The organism is Streptomyces sp. NPDC037083 (assembly GCF_055606485.1).
Genome location: NZ_JBVJSQ010000007.1, coordinates 175,999 through 191,463, shown reverse-complemented (window position 1 = coordinate 191,463; position 15,465 = coordinate 175,999). Strand labels below are relative to the sequence as shown.

Sequence of the window (15,465 nt, the reverse complement as noted above, 5' to 3'; positions counted from 1 at the left end):
GAGTGCAGGGCTCGGGCGGCGCAGGGACGCGCCGCCCGAGCCCTGCGTCACGTACCGATCAGCCCCCTCACGAGCACGAGCGATCACGAGCACCACGAGCCCTCCTCAGGAGTCCCCGTAATGAAGACGATCGACGAACTTCTCGCCGAAGGCGTCGCAGGCAAGCGGGTCTTCGTCCGCGCCGACCTCAACGTGCCGCTCGACGGCACCGCCATCACCGACGACGGCCGTATCCGCGCCGTCCTGCCCACCGTCAAGACCCTCGCGGACGCGGGCGCCAAGGTCGTCGTGGCCTCGCACCTGGGCCGTCCCAAGGGCGCGCCGGACCCGGCGTTCTCCCTCGCCCCGGCCGCATCCCGGCTGGGCGAGCTTCTCGGCGCCCCCGTCGCCTTCGCGTCCGACACGGTCGGCGAGGCCGCGAAGTCGACGGTCGCCGGCCTGGCCGACGGCCAGGTAGCGGTCATCGAGAACCTGCGCTTCAACGCCGGCGAGACCAGCAAGGACGACGCCGAGCGCGGCGCCTTCGCCGACCGGCTCGCCGAACTCGCCGATGTCTACGTCGGCGACGGCTTCGGCGCGGTGCACCGCAAGCACGCCTCGGTCTACGACCTCCCTGCGCGGCTGCCGCACGCGGCCGGCTTCCTGATCGCCACCGAGGTCGGCGTCCTGAAGAAGCTCACCGAGGACGTCAAGCGGCCGTACGTCGTCGCGCTCGGCGGCGCCAAGGTCTCCGACAAGCTCGCCGTCATCGACCAGCTGCTCGGCAAGGCCGACCGCATCCTCATCGGCGGCGGCATGGCCTACACCTTCCTCAAGGCCCAGGGCCACGAGGTCGGCATCTCCCTCCTGCAGGAGGACCAGGTGCCGGCCGTGCGGGAGTACATCGAGCGCGCGGAGAAGACCGGCGTCGAGCTGGTCCTGCCCGTCGACGTCCTCGTCTCCACGGACTTCCCGGACCTGAAGGCCAAGGCCCCGACGAACCCCACCACCGTCGCCGCGGACGCGATCCCGGCCGACCAGGAGGGTCTGGACATCGGTCCCGAGACCCGCAAGCTGTACGCCTCGAAGCTCGCCGACGCCGCCACCGTCTTCTGGAACGGTCCCATGGGCGTCTTCGAGCACCCCGACTACGCCGAGGGCACCAAGGCGGTCGCCCAGGCCCTCATCGACTCCCCGGCCTTCACGGTCGTCGGCGGCGGCGACTCCGCCGCGGCCGTCCGCCTCCTGGGCTTCGACGAGAACGCATTCGGCCACATCTCGACCGGCGGCGGCGCCTCCCTCGAATACCTCGAGGGCAAGACGCTTCCCGGTCTCGCCGCACTGGAGGACTGACCCCGCATGACCACTCGCACGCCGCTGATGGCGGGCAACTGGAAGATGAACCTCAACCACCTCGAGGCCATCGCCCACGTCCAGAAGCTCGCCTTCGCCCTGTCCGACAAGGACTACGACGCCGTCGAGGTCGCCGTCCTGCCGCCGTTCACCGACCTGCGCTCCGTGCAGACCCTGGTCGACGGCGACAAACTGAAGATCAAGTACGGCGCCCAGGACATCTCGGCGCACGACTCCGGCGCCTACACCGGCGAGATCTCCGGTCCGATGCTCGCCAAGCTGAAGTGCACGTTCGTGGCGGTCGGCCACTCGGAGCGCCGTCAGTACCACAACGAGACCGACGAGCTGGTGAACGCCAAGGTCAAGGCCGCCTACAAGCACGGCCTGACCCCCATCCTGTGCGTGGGCGAGGAGCTGGACGTCCGCGAGGCGGGCAACCACGTCTCCCACACGCTCGCCCAGGTCGAGGGTGGTCTGAAGGACCTCCCGGCCGAGCAGGCCGAGTCCGTCGTGATCGCCTACGAGCCCGTGTGGGCCATCGGCACCGGCAAGGTCTGCGGAGCCGAGGACGCGCAGGAGGTCTGCGCCGCCATCCGCGCGAAGATCGCCGAGCTCTACACCCAGGAGCTGGCCGACGGGGTCCGCATCCAGTACGGCGGCTCCGTGAAGTCCGGCAACGTCGCCGAGATCATGGCGCAGGCCGACATCGACGGCGCGCTGGTCGGCGGCGCCTCGCTGGACGCCGAGGAGTTCGTCAAGATCGTGCGGTTCCGCGACCAGTGATCCGACGGTGACCCACAGTGATCCGACGGTGATCCGAGCTGTGAGTATGCGGTAGCGGCGATCCGTCGTACCCTTGCGGGGGCATAGCGGCTGACGCTATGCCCCCGCTGTTCATCCGAGTCGTTATCCGAATCCGAGGAAGTTGGTCCAGCCGTGGTTTTGGGGTTCTCGATCGCCCTGATCGTCTTCAGCCTGTTGCTGATGCTGCTGGTGCTGATGCACAAGGGGAAGGGCGGCGGCCTCTCCGACATGTTCGGCGGCGGCATGCAGTCCTCCGTCGGCGGCTCCTCGGTCGCCGAGCGCAACCTCGACCGCATCACCGTCGTGATCGGTCTGCTGTGGTTCGCCTCCATCATCGTCCTCGGCATCCTGATGAAGACGAACAACTGATCAGCCTTTCACAGGCACGCACATTCCGGTACGTAAGGCCCCATGTTCGGTACGCGCAGCTGAGCGCGGCCTATCATGGGGCTTGCGTCTAGGTGTGGGAGCTGTAACTCCAATCACTGGACGCGCGTTGGGCCTTACGTAGACTGAGGCGCTCGCAGCGAAGCGAAACGCCGACTCGCTTTGCGGCACCATCACGCAGGGAGTTACGACCGTGGCAAGTGGCAACGCGATCCGAGGAAGCCGGGTCGGGGCGGGGCCGATGGGCGAGGCCGAGCGGGGCGAGTCCGCGCCCCGTCTGCGCATCTCCTTCTGGTGCTCCAACGGACACGAGACGCAGCCCAGCTTCGCCAGCGACGCGCAGGTCCCCGACACCTGGGACTGCCCCCGCTGCGGGTTCCCGGCCGGACAGGACCGGGACAACCCCCCGGACCCGCCGCGCACCGAGCCCTACAAGACGCACCTCGCCTATGTGCGGGAGCGGCGCAGCGACGCGGACGGCGAGGCGATCCTCGCCGAGGCGCTCGCCAAACTGCGGGGCGAGATCTAGGAGTCGGGACCGGCCGGGCGCTGAGGGCGTCCGGCCGCACTCGTTCCGCGTGGACGGCCCTCCGTCCGCCGGGCGATTGTCAGTGGTGCCCTCTACGGTTTTCGCAGCGGTTCCCGTGTGCACGGTGAACCGGCGAGCCGTGAGGGGGAGTTGTGGCGACAGTCGGCACGACGGGGGTGCGCGCACCCGCGTGGCGCGGGGGTTTCGGGCGGTTGTGGGGCGCCGCGGTGATCTCGAGCTTCGGTGACGCGCTGCGGGCGACGGCGCTGCCCCTGCTCGCCGTCCGGCTCACCGACGAGCCCCTGGTCATCGCCTCCGTCACCGCCTGCGGCTACCTTCCGTGGCTGCTGTTCGGACTGCTCGGCGGAGCCGTCGCCGACCGGGTCGACCAGCGGCGTGCGATGTGGGCCGTGGACACCGTGCGCGGTCTGCTCGTCGCCGCCTTCGCGCTCGCCGTGGGCCTCGGCCACGCCTCCCTCCCCCTGCTGCTCGCTCTCGCCTTCCTGCTGACCACGCTTCAGACGCTCTTCGACAACGCGTCCACCGCCCTGCTGCCCTCCCTGGTGGACGCGGAGGTCCTCGGCGGGGCCAACGCCCGTCTTATGACAGGCCAACAGCTCGCGGGCGGTCTGCTGGCCGGCCCGGTCGTGCCGCTGCTGTTCGGTATCGGCGCGTTCCTGCCGTTCGCGGCTGACGCGGGCACGTATCTGCTGGCCGCGGCGCTGGTGGCGTCCCTGCGGGTGCGGCCGCCGGCGCGGGAGCCGCGCCCCGCGGGCAGCACCCTGCGCGCCGAGATCGGCGACGGTCTGCGTCATCTGTGGCACGACCGCGTCCTGCGGTCGGTCTGCCTGGCCACCCTGCTGTGCAACATCGGCATGGGCGCCCTGATCGCCACCCTGGTGCTGCACGTGACGCGCTGGCTGCACGCCGGCGACACCGGGTTCGCCGCCGCCATGACGGTGTACGCGCTCGGCAGCCTCGGCGGCGGTCTCCTCGCCCAGCGGATCGCGCGCCGCGTCGGCCGGGCCCGAGCCCTGCTGCTCGGCGGGTCGATCCAGACGGCGTCGCTGCTGCTGATGGGCACCGTCCAGCACCTCGGCGCCCTGTTCGTGGGCATGCTGCTGCTCGGCTCCATGAACATGGTGTGGAACGTCAACCAGATCACGCTGATGCAGCAGCGCAGCCCGGGGCCCATGGTGGGCCGCATCGCCTCCGCGTTCCGGACGGCCTCCACCTCCGGCGCCCCGACCGGCGCCCTGCTCGGCGGAGCGGCGGCGGGGGCCTTCGGTCTCAACGCGCCCGCACTGCTGGCGGCCCTGCTCTTCGCACTCGCCGTCGCCGCGTTGATACCCGCGGGCAAGGCGGACGTACCTGTTGTTGCCCCGCAGGGCGGTGCCGCGACCGCTCACGTCACCTCCTGATCAACTAGGTTGGGAGCGGCGGGGCAAGGCGTGCTGAACAGCACGGACAGGTGAGGAAGGGCTGAAGTCCGACATGAACGCAGACGGCCGTACGAGGCTCAACCAGACGCCCGAGTGGACCGCTCTGGCCAAACACCGCGAGGAACTCGGCGAGGCAGGGCTGCGCGAGCTGTTCGCGGCCGACCCCGAGCGCGGCGCCGGATACACGGTGCAGGTCGGTGACCTGCACATCGACTACTCCAAGCACCTCGTCACCGACGAGACGCTGCGGCTGCTGCGCGAGCTGGCCGCCGCCGCCGACGTCTTCGGTCTGCGGGACGCCATGTTCCGCGGCGAGAAGATCAACACCACCGAGGACCGCGCGGTCCTGCACACCGCCCTGCGCGCCCCGCGCGACGCGGTGATCGAGGTCGACGGGAAGAACGTCGTCCCCGAGGTGCACGCCGTCCTGGACAAGATGGCCGACTTCGCCGAGCGTGTCCGCTCGGGCGTCTGGACCGGCCACACCGGCCGGCGCATCAGGAACGTCGTCAACATCGGCATCGGCGGGTCCGACCTGGGCCCGGCGATGGCCTACGAGGTGCTGCGCGCCTACACCGACCGCGACCTCACGGTCCGTTTCGTGTCCAACGTGGACGGCGCCGACCTGCACGAGGCCACCCGCGACCTGGACCCGGCCGAGACGCTGTTCATCATCGCCTCCAAGACGTTCACCACCATCGAGACGATCACCAACGCCACCTCGGCCCGCACCTGGCTGCTGGACGCGCTGGGCGGGGGAGAGGCGGCCGTCGCCAAGCACTTCGTCGCCCTGTCGACCAACGCCGAGAAGGTCTCCGACTTCGGCATCGACACCGCCAACATGTTCGAGTTCTGGGACTGGGTCGGCGGCCGTTACTCCTACGACTCGGCCATCGGCCTCTCCCTGATGATCGCCGTCGGCCCGGACCGCTTCCGCGAGATGCTCGACGGCTTCCACGTGGTCGACGAGCACTTCCGCACCGCGCCGGCCGAGTCCAACGTGCCGCTGCTGCTGGGCCTGCTGGGCATCTGGTACGGCAACTTCCACGACGCCCAGTCGCACGCCGTACTGCCCTACAGCCACTACCTGTCCAAGTTCGCCGCCTACCTCCAGCAGCTGGACATGGAGTCCAACGGCAAGTCCGTCGGTCGGGACGGCAAGGAGGTGGAGTGGCAGACCGGTCCCGTCGTCTGGGGCACGCCGGGCACCAACGGGCAGCACGCCTACTACCAGTTGATCCACCAGGGCACGAAGCTCATCCCGGCCGACTTCATCGGCTTCGCCGAGCCGATCGCCGAGCTGAGCGACGAACTCAGGGCGCAGCACGACCTGTTGATGGCCAACTTCTTCGCCCAGACCCAGGCGCTGGCCTTCGGCAAGACGCCGGAGGAGGTGCGGGCGGAGGGCGTGCCGGAGGAGCTGGTGGCCCACAAGACGTTCAAGGGCAACCACCCCACGACCACGATCCTCGCCCGTGAGCTGACCCCCTCGGTCCTCGGTCAGCTCGTCGCGCTCTACGAGCACAAGGTGTTCGTGCAGGGCGCGGTGTGGAACATCGACTCCTTCGACCAGTGGGGCGTGGAGCTCGGCAAGGTCCTCGCCAAGCGCGTCGAACCCGCCCTCACCGAGGGGGCGCAGGTACCCGGACTGGACGCCTCCACCCGGGCCCTGGTCGCCAAGTACCGGGAACTGCGCGGCCGGTAGCGGCGCCGGGCGGGAGAAGCCCGCGACGGGAGGCGGACGGCGCGTGTGCGTCCGTCTCCCGTAGACTCCCCGGCGATCATGTGACCGATGGCTCGGGGGAGTCGCGACGTGACCAGTGCACGCAGGAGATGGACCGACGGCTCGCTCACCGTCCGCTCGTTCCTCAAGCCCCATCGTGTGGCGCGGGCGGTGTTCCACCCGGTGTGGATACCGCCCTCGCTCGATCCGACGGTCGAGACGCTCAAGCGGGTCAGGATCGTCGCCGGGGCGGTGGCGGCGATCGGCGTCTACACCTTCGTCGAGGGCGGTTTCGCCGTCGAGGAAATGCTGGAGAACACGGCGATCGCCTCCGCCGTGCTGTTCTTCCTCACCCCGCTGACGGTCGGCGTGATGCTCTTCGTCTGGCGACGCACCGGCACCGTGCGGCAGCTGAAGGTCCCGCTCGTCGACTCGCTCAAGCTGCTGCTGCTCTTCATCGGCTGCGTGTTCACCACCGTCGGGATCTTCCAGTGGAGCGAGTCGCTGGGGGTGGTCCCGAGGATGCTGCTCACCCTTCTCGGCCTGTGGCTGGCGATCTTCGTGATGGCGGGCGCCGTGCGCCTCTCCGGCAACTTCTTCGGCACCGCCGCCGTGCACCGCTGCCTGCCGCCCCTGCTGGCCACGGTGACGACCTGGCTGATGGCCGTCCCCGACCTCGTCACCGGCGACCTGCACGGCCTGAGCCTCACCATGGGCGTCGTCTTCATCCTGGGCGCTCCGCTGACCGTCACGGGCATCGCCCTGCTGGAGACCCGCCGGCTCAAGCGCCGTTACGGCATCCGCCTCACGGCCCACCCGGCGACCCTGCCGCCGTCGCTGGCCCAGGTCCCGCCGCCGGGGAACCCGTACGGCAACCCGTACCACCACCCCTACGGCGTTCCGTTCGCGCCGGGCCAGGGGCAGCCGTACCACCGGGGCAACCCGTACGGGGACGGCGGTGCGAACCCGTATGCGCCGAGGCCGCCGTACCGCGACGGCCGTTCCCGCGGCGGGTGACCGGGAGGGCCGCGGGGTCAGGCCACCGCGCTCAGGGTGTCCGCGAGTCGCCGCCGGGCCGCGCGGGACGCCGGCAGGGCGGCGAGGGCGGACGCGCCCAGCACCGCCGCCGCGCCGAACAGCGCCAGCAGGACCGGGGACGGTCCCCGGGCGATTCCGGCGCCGATGCCGCTCGACCTGCCCTGGACGTCGATCAGCCAGTGGGCGAGGGGTGTGCCCAGGGCCGTGGCGGCCAGGACCGCGGCCAGCGCGGTGCAGCCGGTGGCCGTGACGGTGACGGCGGTGATCTGCCGGGGGGACAGGCCGACGGCCTTGAGGGCGAGCAGGTCCCGCTCGCCCTCGCGTACCGTGCCGCCGATCGCGGTCAGCAGCTCGATCAGCCCGATCAGGGCGAGGACGGCGATCAGGCCCGCGACCACTCCGCGCAGGGGTGACAGCCCGTCGGCCGGGTTCGTCACGGCGTGCACGTCCAGATGACCCTGCCCGGCGGCGGTCAGCCGTCCGGCCACCTCCCGCGGGTCGGCGCCGGGGCGCAGCCGGAGCTGGTAGAGGGTGGGGCCGAGGCGCGGGTCGTTCTCGCGGAGGGTGTCCAGCGAGGTGGTGATCACCCGCCCGGCGTTCTCCGGTTCGATGCTGCGGCCCACGATGTGCAGGATCTGCGGCTGCTCGCCGACGGTCATCCGCACCCAGTCGCCCACCCGCACGTCGAGCAGGTCGAGGAGGCCCTGTCCGGCCACCGCCTCGTCGCGGCCCCGCGCGGGGCGGCCCTCCGCCAGGGCGTAGGGGTAGGGATCCCGGCTGGTGCCGAGGCCGCGCAGCGCGATGGTGGCCGTCTGGCCCGGCACCAGGGCCGCCACCTCCACGCCGGGGTGGGCGGCGGCGACCTGCGGATCGCGCTCGAGCAGGGCGCGGGCGTCCGCGTCGCTCAGGCCGGAGTCCGCGTGGGCGGTGAGCGCGGCGGGCAGGCCGATCTGCTCGGGGCTGCTGTGGAACCGGTCGATGGTGGTCCAGGCGCTCATCGCGACCACGATCAGCAGCAGCGGCAGGGTCAGCCGGGCCACCGTCGCCAGCGACCGCGGGCGCCCCGGGAACGCCTTGTGCCAGCCGAGCACCAGCGCGGGCGGCAGCCGCAGCCCGAGCGCCCGGCGCGCGAGGCCCGAGAGCCGCCCGCCCACGGCGGCGGCCGGTCGCGGCACCGGCACCGGCGGCACCCGCCCCGCCCGCCAGGCCGCGAGGCCGGTCGTCGCACCGATGAACAGCACCGCCCCCGCCGGCACCGCGGACAGCGCCACGGCGTGGCCGGGCAGCCCCTGCCACACGCCGACGGCGTCGCCCAGGCGTCCCGGGATCCGGCTGCCCAGGGCCTGGGTGAGCGCCGCCGCGGTCACGGCGCCCAGCAGCGCGTACGCGATGTGCTGGAACAGGAAGACGCGGACGACCTGGCCCGGAGTGAAGCCGATCGCCTTGAGGACGGAGATGTCCCGCAGATGGCCCCGGATGCGGGTGGCGATCGCCCCGTGCACCGCGAGCCCCGCCGCGACCAGCGCGCCCAGCCCGAACAGGCCCAGCACCTGCCCGAGGAGCCGGTTGTCGCCCTGTGCCTCGGCCCGGGCCTGCTGCCAGGTGGAGACCTCGCTCACGGCGCCGGCGCCGAGCACCGTCACCGCGCGCTGCACGGCGTAGTCCGTGTCGTCGGGGTCCGCCAGGCGCAGTCCGATCACCTCGCCGTCCGGATCGGGCACGGCGGACGGGAGCGCCCACACCAGCCCCGGCTGCTCGCCCGGGCGGTAGCGCGGCTCGGCGCTGTCGGCGACGCCGAGGACGGTCAGCCTGCGCGCGGTGCCCGGCAGGGTGAGGACGTCGCCGGGTTCGGCCAGCAGCGCGCGGGCGAGGCGGCTCTCCAGGACCACGCCGTCCGCGGTGGCGGGGTTCAGCCAGGTGCCGGACGTCAGGAGCGGACGGCCCACGGTGGGCCGTGCGGGCGTGCCGCGCAGTTCTACGAAGGCGCGTGCGCCCCGGGAGGCGAGGGTGGCGGAGGCGGTGGGGTAGGGACCCGCGGTGGACTCGACGCCGTCCAGCCCCGCCACCTTGTCCACCTGCGCGGACGGGCCGGTGTGGATCCACACGTGCGCGCCGCGCGCCTGCGTGAAGACCCGCTGCCAGGGGTTGGTGGCGTACCCGAACAGGGCCGTGGCCAGCAGCAGCGAGACGACGATGCCGGCGGTGGCGAGGACGAGGAACAGCGCCTCGCCGCGGTGGGTGCGCAGATCGGAGTGCGCCCAGCGCAGGATGGCTCGCACGGGCTCAGCCTCTCGTCTCGCGCCACGCGACGGCACGGTCGTCCACTCGCATGTCAGTCCCTGAGCTCCAGCACGCCGGCCGTCCCGGCCGCGCGCGTGGGCGGGCCGTCCAGTTCCGCGTCGTCGGCGATCCGTCCGTCGAAGAAGCTGATCACCCGGTCCGCGGCGCTCGCCAGCCGGGCGTCATGGGTGACCAGCACGATCGTCTGGCCGCGCTGGTGGAAGCGGGTCAGCAGCCGCGTCACCTCGCGGGTGCCCTTGCTGTCCAGGCTGCCCGCGGGCTCGTCGGCCAGCAGCAGCGGCGGATGGTTGACCAGGGCCCGGGCCAGCGCGACCCGCTGCTGCTCGCCGCCGGACAGCTCGCCCGGCATGCTCCGCTCCTTGCCGGTCAGCCCCAGCTCGGCCAGCAGCCCCTCCCGCTCGGTGCGCGCCTGGCGGGGGGAGACCCCGGCGAGCAGGGCGGGCAGCTCCACGTTGTCGGCGACCGACAGGTTCGACACCAGGTTGAAGAACTGGAAGACGATCCCGATGCGCTTCCTTCGCTCCACCGCCCAGCGCGCCTCGCTGTAGGCGTCGGTGCACTCGCCGTCCAGCCAGATGCTGCCGCCGTCCGGCCGCTGCAGTCCGCCCAGCAGGTGCAGCAGCGTCGACTTGCCGGCGCCGGACGGGCCGGTGATCGCCACGAACTCGCCCTGCCGTACGCGCAGGTCGACCCCGCGCACGGCATGCGCCGGGGCGCCCTCGCCGTGGTGCGTCTTGACGAGGCGTTCGGCGCGCAGCACGGGAGCGGGACTGTCGCTCACTCCAGCTCCTCCAGCTCTTCCTGGCACCGTTCCAGCCAGTCGAGGTCGGCCTGCAGGTGCAGCATCGCGCCCTCGATCAGGAGGTGCGCGACGCGGTTGTCCCGGTTCTCGGCGGCGGCCAGTTTCGACAGGTTGCGCATGGTGGTGAGGTACTGGCGCCGCTGTTTGTTGATGAGGGCGATCTGGTCGGCGAGGCCGGTCTGCGGGGCGAGGGCCAGCTTCATGAAGAACTCGTCCCGTACCCGCGGCTCGTCCGCGGTCTCCGCGTACCAGGCGCGCAGCTCGTCCCGCCCGGCGTCGGTGAGACGGTAGATCTTCTTGTTGGGCCGGCTCGACTGTTCGACCTCTTCGCCCTCGATCAGTCCCGTCTTCTCGAGGCGGCCGAGGGTGACGTAGATCTGGCCGACGTTGGGCTGAGGGTACGCGGACCCCAGCAGTTGCTCAAGGTCCTGCTTGAGCTCGTAACCGTGGGCGGGGCCACGCGCGAGGAGGGCCAGCAGGGGCAGGCGCACTCGTGCTGTCCTCCTCGTCGGCGTAATGTGCTCCAGGCCCTAGTATCGCCCATACCTAACGGGTATACATGGCCCCTGACGAAGGGCGAAGGCGCCCGGCGCCGGTGTACAGGGAGGAACCTATGCGGTGGATCCACGCCGCCGGTAGGGGCCTTCTCGTCCTCGTGGTGGTCCTGACCGGTCACGTCGCCTCCGGCGCGCACGCCGACGACGGGACGGCGGGGGACCGCGGCCCGCTCACCCTGGCCACCGCGGGGGACCTCACCGGCTACCTCGGCCCCCTCCTCGAGGGCTGGAACCGCGCCCACCCCGGCGAGCGGGTCACGCTGGTCGAGCTGCCCGACTCCGCCGACGAGACCCATGCGCAGATGGCCACCGACCTGCGTGACGGCGACCGCAGCCGGTTCGACGTCCTCAACATCGACGTCAACTGGACCCCGGAGTTCGCCGCGGCGGGCTGGATCCGTCCGCTCCCGCGCGACCGCTTCCCGCTGAAGACCTTCCTGCGGCCGGTCGTGGACACGGCGACCTACGACGACCGTCTCTACGCCGTCCCGTACGTGACCAACGCCGGCCTGCTCCTCTACCGCAAGGACGTCCTCGCCGCGGAGGGCGTCCCGCCGCCGCGCACCTGGGCCGAGCTGGAACGGGACGCGAAGACCATCGCCCCGAAGCACGGGCTCGACGGGTACGCGGGCCAGTTCCTGCCCTACGAGGGCCTCACCGTCAACGCGGCCGAGGCCGTCTACTCGGCGGGCGGCACGATCCTCGGCGACGAGGGCGCCCGGGTCACCGTGAACTCCGCGGCCGCCCGCGAGGGCATCGGGTTCCTGGCCCGGGGCGTGCGCGAGGGCTGGATCCCGAGACAGGCGCTGACGTACAAGGAGGAGGAGTCCAAGCGGGCCTTCCGGGACGGCCGCCTGCTCTTCCTCCGCAACTGGCCCTACGCCTACGCCGTGGCGTCCGCCGAGGGCTCCCCGGTCGCCGGGAGGATCGGCGCCGTGCCGCTGCCCGGACCCGACGGGCCGGGCCGGAGCGTCCTCGGGGGCTCCAACCTGGCCGTCAGCGCCCACGCCCGGCACCCCGACTCGGCCGCGCGGCTGCTGGCGTACCTCACCAGCGAGCCCGTCCAGCGCCAGGTCCTGACGCGCGGCGCGCTGCCGCCGGTCCGCGCCGCGCTGTACGAGGACCCCGAGCTGGTGCGGCGATTCCCGTATCTGCCGACCCTGCGCGCGAGTGTGCTCACGGCCGCCCCGCGCCCGAAGAGCGCGCGGTACGACCAGGTCAGCCTGGTGGTGCAGGCGGTCGTGCGCGACGCGATGACCGGGCGCGAGACGCCCGAGGACGCGGTGCGGCGGCTGGCCCGGGAGCTCGCGGCCATTTCGAACCGCTGAATCCCTCCCTAGTTACATGTTAGGTAACGCAGCGGTCTCACCTTGCCTCATAGTGCCCGGATAAGTCCGGATATCACTGGCCAACTGCTCAGTAGCTTGCGCCTATTCATTGACACCCTCGCGACACCCCTACTTAACATGCATGCATAACCGCAGGGCTTACCGCGGGTCTTACCGCAGGGCTTTCACAGAGACGGGTCAATGGGTTGAACAGGCTCCCTTGGTGGCGCGACGCCGTGATCTACCAGGTCTACGTCCGCAGCTTCCTGGACAGCACGGGCGACGGGATCGGCGACCTCGCCGGGGTCCGGGCCGGACTGCCGTACCTCAGGAAACTGGGCGTCGACGGGATCTGGCTGAGCCCCTTCTACCCCTCGCCGCAGCACGACCACGGCTACGACGTCGCCGACTACCGCGACGTCGACCCGGTCTTCGGCGACCTCGCCGAGTTCGACCTGCTGATGGCGGCCGCCCGGCGGCTCGGCGTCAGGGTGCTCCTCGACATCGTCCCCAACCACTGCTCCAGCGAGCACCCCTGGTTCCGCGAGGCGCTCGCCTCCGCCCCCGGCAGCACGGCACGCGCCCGCTTCCACTTCGCCGACGGTCGCGGACCGGACGGCGCCGAACCGCCCAACAACTGGCACGCCATGTTCGGCGGCCCGGCCTGGAGCCGGGTGACCGAGGCCGACGGCCGCCCCGGCCAGTGGTACCTGCACATGTTCACGCCCGAGCAGCCCGACTGGAACTGGCGCAACCCCGAGGTGGCCGAGGAGTTCGACCGGACGCTGCGCTTCTGGCTCGACCGGGGCGTCGACGGCTTCCGCATCGACGTGGCGGCCGGCCTCTTCAAGCACCCCGGTCTGCCCGACTCCCCGGACCCGGAGGCCGACGCCCGCACCCGCGACTCGGTCAACCCGCTCGCCTGGAACCAGCCCGAGGTGCACGACGTGTGGCGGCACTGGCGCTCGGTCTGCGACGCGTACGCGGCACGCGACGGACGCGAGCGGCTCCTCGTCGGCGAGGTCTCGGTCCCGACCGCCCGCGAACACGCCCGGTACGTCCGCCCGGACGAGCTGCACCAGGCCTTCTTCTTCGACCTGCTCAGCGCCCCCTGGGACCCCGAAGCCTTCCGCAAGGTCATCTCCGAGGCCATGCAGGACATCGCCGGCACCGGCTCCACGGTCACCTGGGTCCTCAACAACCACGACCAGGTCCGTACCGTCACCCGCTACGGCGAACCCGCCACGGAAGGCAGCGGGCTCGGCCCCGCCCGCGCCCGCGCCGCCGCGCTGCTGATGCTGGCGCTGCCCGGAGCCGCGTACATCTACCAGGGCGAGGAACTCGGCCTGCCCGAGGTCGTGGACCTGCCCGACGACGTGCTCACCGACCCGATCTTCCACCGCACCGGCAGCCGCGCCCGCATCCGCGACGGCTGCCGGGTTCCGCTGCCCTGGTCGGGGCAGGCGTCACCGTTCGGCTTCACCTCCGGCGCCGAAAGCGCCCGGCCGTGGCTGCCGCAGCCCGAGTACTTCGCCGAGTACGCCACCGACCGCGCCCTCGCCGACACCCGCTCCTTCTGGCACCTGTACCGCGACGGCCTCCAACTGCGCGCCGCACTCCCCCAGTTGGGCGAAGGCGCGCTGCACTGGCTGGACACCCCGCCCGGCGTCCTCGCCTTCGCCCGCGGCGACGGCCTCGTCTGCGCCGTCAACTTCGGTACGACGCCCCAGCCCGCGCCGGTCTCCGGCACACCTCTGCTGTCCAGCGGCCCCTGCCCGGCCGGGGTGCTCCCCGGTTCGACGGCGGCCTGGTGGCTCGGCGACCTCTGACCCACCCCCGATCGACCCGATCGACCGTCATTTCCCCACCCCCCGAAGGGACATCAACGATGATGCGACGACGTACCGCCCTGCTCGCGAGCTGCACCGCCCTCGCCCTGGCGCTCGGCGCCACCGCCTGCGGAGGCGGCGGCCCGGTCGCGGCCGGCGGCGGCGACCAGGCGCTCAGCGGTCAGACGGTCACCGTGGCCGGCGTCTGGTCCGGCAGCGAGCAGAAGAACTTCCAGAAGGTGCTGGACGCGTTCAGCGAGAAGACCGGCGCCAAGACGCAGTTCGTGTCCACCGGGGACAACGTCTCCACCGTCGTCGGCAGCAAGATCGAGGGCGGCAACGCGCCCGACGTGGTGATGGTCCCGCAGGTCGGCGTGTTGCAGCAGTTCGCGAAGAGCGGCTGGCTCAAGCCGCTGTCCAAGACCACGCAGCAGGCGGTCGACGCCAACTACGCGAAGGTGTGGAAGAACTACGGCAGCGTCGACGGCACGCTCTACGGCCTCTACTTCAAGGCCGCCCACAAGTCGACGGTCTGGTACAGCCCCGACGCCCTCACCCAGGCCGGCGTCAAGACGCCGACGACGTACGACGACCTGCTGAAGGCCGGACACACCGTCTCCGACTCCGGTCTCGCCGCCTTCTCGGTGGCCGGGCAGGACGGCTGGACGCTCACCGACTGGTTCGAGAACGTCTACCTCTCCCAGGCCGGACCCGAGAAGTACGACGCCCTCGCCGCCCACAAGCTGCCGTGGACCGACGCGTCCGTGGTCAAGGCGCTCGGCACGCTCGGCGAGCTGTTCAAGGACAAGCAGCTGATCGCGGGCGGCCAGAAGGAGGCCCTGAACACCGACTTCCCGGGCTCGGTGGAGAAGGTGTTCGGGCCCAAGGCCGAGGCGGGCATGGTCTACGAGGGCGACTTCGTCGCCGGTGTCGCCAAGGACCAGTTCGGCAAGACGATCGGCCAGGACGCGAACTTCTTCCCCTTCCCCGCGGTCGACGGCGGCAAAGCCCCGGTGGTCAGCGGCGGCGACGCGGCCGTGGTGCTGAAGGACGGCAAGAACGCCAAGGCGGGCATGGCGCTCCTGGAGTACCTGGCGACCCCCGAGGCCGCGGCCGTGTGGGCGAAGACCGGCGGCTTCCTGTCCCCCAACAAGGCGCTCGACCTCGCCTCGTACGGCGACGACGTCACCCGCGCGACCGCCAAGTCCCTCGTGGGGGCCGGGGACTCGGTCCGCTTCGACATGTCCGACCAGGCCCCGGCGGCGTTCGGCGGCACCAAGGGCGCCGGGGAGTGGAAGCTGCTCCAGGACTTCCTGCGCGACCCGTCGGACCCGAAGGGGACCGCGGCACGGCTCGAGGCCGCGGCCGCCAAGGCGTACAAGGGCTGACGGGG

13 protein-coding genes are annotated in these 15,465 nt (G+C 71.7%); 10 read left to right on the top strand and 3 right to left on the bottom strand.

Translation table 11 applies throughout. The features are described 5' to 3' along the window. Positions 1-120: 120 nt before the first annotated feature. The 7 genes from ACZ7DE_RS20605 to ACZ7DE_RS20575 all read left to right on the top strand — a co-directional run bounded on the left by ACZ7DE_RS20605 (position 121) and on the right by ACZ7DE_RS20575 (position 7,234). A complete protein-coding gene (locus ACZ7DE_RS20605; protein ID WP_470763191.1) occupies positions 121-1,332 on the top strand; it encodes a phosphoglycerate kinase in 1,212 nt (403 codons plus the stop codon). 6 nt (positions 1,333-1,338) lie between these two features. After that, positions 1,339-2,115, top strand: a complete 777-nt coding sequence (tpiA, locus tag ACZ7DE_RS20600; protein WP_470763189.1) for a triose-phosphate isomerase — start codon at positions 1,339-1,341, stop codon at positions 2,113-2,115. A gap of 153 nt (positions 2,116-2,268) precedes the next feature. Next, a complete protein-coding gene (gene secG / locus ACZ7DE_RS20595; protein ID WP_470763187.1) occupies positions 2,269-2,505 on the top strand; it encodes a preprotein translocase subunit SecG in 237 nt (78 codons plus the stop codon). Positions 2,506-2,716: 211 nt separating this feature from the next. Continuing rightward, on the top strand, positions 2,717-3,052 hold the full coding sequence (locus ACZ7DE_RS20590; RefSeq protein WP_003957010.1) for an RNA polymerase-binding protein RbpA: 336 nt from the start codon (positions 2,717-2,719) through the stop codon (positions 3,050-3,052). A gap of 152 nt (positions 3,053-3,204) precedes the next feature. After that, a complete protein-coding gene (locus ACZ7DE_RS20585) occupies positions 3,205-4,473 on the top strand; it encodes an MFS transporter (RefSeq protein WP_470763184.1) in 1,269 nt (422 codons plus the stop codon). A gap of 73 nt (positions 4,474-4,546) precedes the next feature. Then, complete coding sequence (gene pgi / locus ACZ7DE_RS20580) at positions 4,547-6,199, top strand: glucose-6-phosphate isomerase (RefSeq protein ID WP_470763183.1); 1,653 nt, start codon at positions 4,547-4,549, stop codon at positions 6,197-6,199. A 108-nt stretch (positions 6,200-6,307) separates the two neighbouring features. After that, positions 6,308-7,234, top strand: a complete 927-nt coding sequence (locus ACZ7DE_RS20575) for a hypothetical protein (protein WP_470763181.1) — start codon at positions 6,308-6,310, stop codon at positions 7,232-7,234. 17 nt (positions 7,235-7,251) lie between these two features. Here ACZ7DE_RS20575 and ACZ7DE_RS20570 read toward each other — a convergent pair whose 3' ends face one another. The 3 genes from ACZ7DE_RS20570 to ACZ7DE_RS20560 are packed head-to-tail and all read right to left on the bottom strand — an operon-like array spanning position 7,252 to position 10,849. Further along, positions 7,252-9,534, bottom strand: coding sequence for an ABC transporter permease (locus tag ACZ7DE_RS20570; protein ID WP_470763179.1), 2,283 nt, complete (start codon positions 9,532-9,534; stop codon positions 7,252-7,254). 53 nt (positions 9,535-9,587) lie between these two features. Next, complete coding sequence (locus ACZ7DE_RS20565) at positions 9,588-10,337, bottom strand: ABC transporter ATP-binding protein (RefSeq protein ID WP_470763177.1); 750 nt, start codon at positions 10,335-10,337, stop codon at positions 9,588-9,590. Further along, positions 10,334-10,849: a PadR family transcriptional regulator gene (locus ACZ7DE_RS20560; RefSeq protein WP_470763175.1), complete on the bottom strand. Its 516-nt coding sequence runs from the start codon at positions 10,847-10,849 to the stop codon at positions 10,334-10,336. The genes ACZ7DE_RS20565 and ACZ7DE_RS20560 overlap by 4 nt, the downstream gene beginning before the upstream one ends. Before the next feature lie 122 nt (positions 10,850-10,971). Here ACZ7DE_RS20560 and ACZ7DE_RS20555 point away from each other — a divergent pair, with 122 nt between their 5' ends. From ACZ7DE_RS20555 to ACZ7DE_RS20545, 3 genes are all read left to right on the top strand, one after another. Next, positions 10,972-12,243 carry an ABC transporter substrate-binding protein gene (locus ACZ7DE_RS20555; protein WP_470763173.1) on the top strand — a complete coding sequence of 424 codons (1,272 nt, stop codon included), beginning with the start codon at positions 10,972-10,974 and terminating at the stop codon, positions 12,241-12,243. A 206-nt stretch (positions 12,244-12,449) separates the two neighbouring features. Continuing rightward, on the top strand, positions 12,450-14,072 hold the full coding sequence (locus ACZ7DE_RS20550) for a glycoside hydrolase family 13 protein (RefSeq protein WP_470763171.1): 1,623 nt from the start codon (positions 12,450-12,452) through the stop codon (positions 14,070-14,072). Between the two features lie 59 nt (positions 14,073-14,131). Further along, on the top strand, positions 14,132-15,460 hold the full coding sequence (locus tag ACZ7DE_RS20545; protein ID WP_470763169.1) for an ABC transporter substrate-binding protein: 1,329 nt from the start codon (positions 14,132-14,134) through the stop codon (positions 15,458-15,460). The last annotated feature ends 5 nt before the right edge of the window (positions 15,461-15,465 follow it).

What these genes read in the sequence shown, in the direction of transcription:
- ACZ7DE_RS20555 (WP_470763173.1), top strand. Translation starts at nt 10,972, where the DNA reads ATGCGGTGGATCCACGCCGCCGGTAGGGGCCTTCTCGTCCTCGTGGTG.
- ACZ7DE_RS20605 (WP_470763191.1), top strand. Translation starts at nt 121, where the DNA reads ATGAAGACGATCGACGAACTTCTCGCCGAAGGCGTCGCAGGCAAGCGG.
- tpiA (WP_470763189.1), top strand. Translation starts at nt 1,339, where the DNA reads ATGACCACTCGCACGCCGCTGATGGCGGGCAACTGGAAGATGAACCTC.
- ACZ7DE_RS20545 (WP_470763169.1), top strand. Translation starts at nt 14,132, where the DNA reads ATGATGCGACGACGTACCGCCCTGCTCGCGAGCTGCACCGCCCTCGCC.
- pgi (WP_470763183.1), top strand. Translation starts at nt 4,547, where the DNA reads ATGAACGCAGACGGCCGTACGAGGCTCAACCAGACGCCCGAGTGGACC.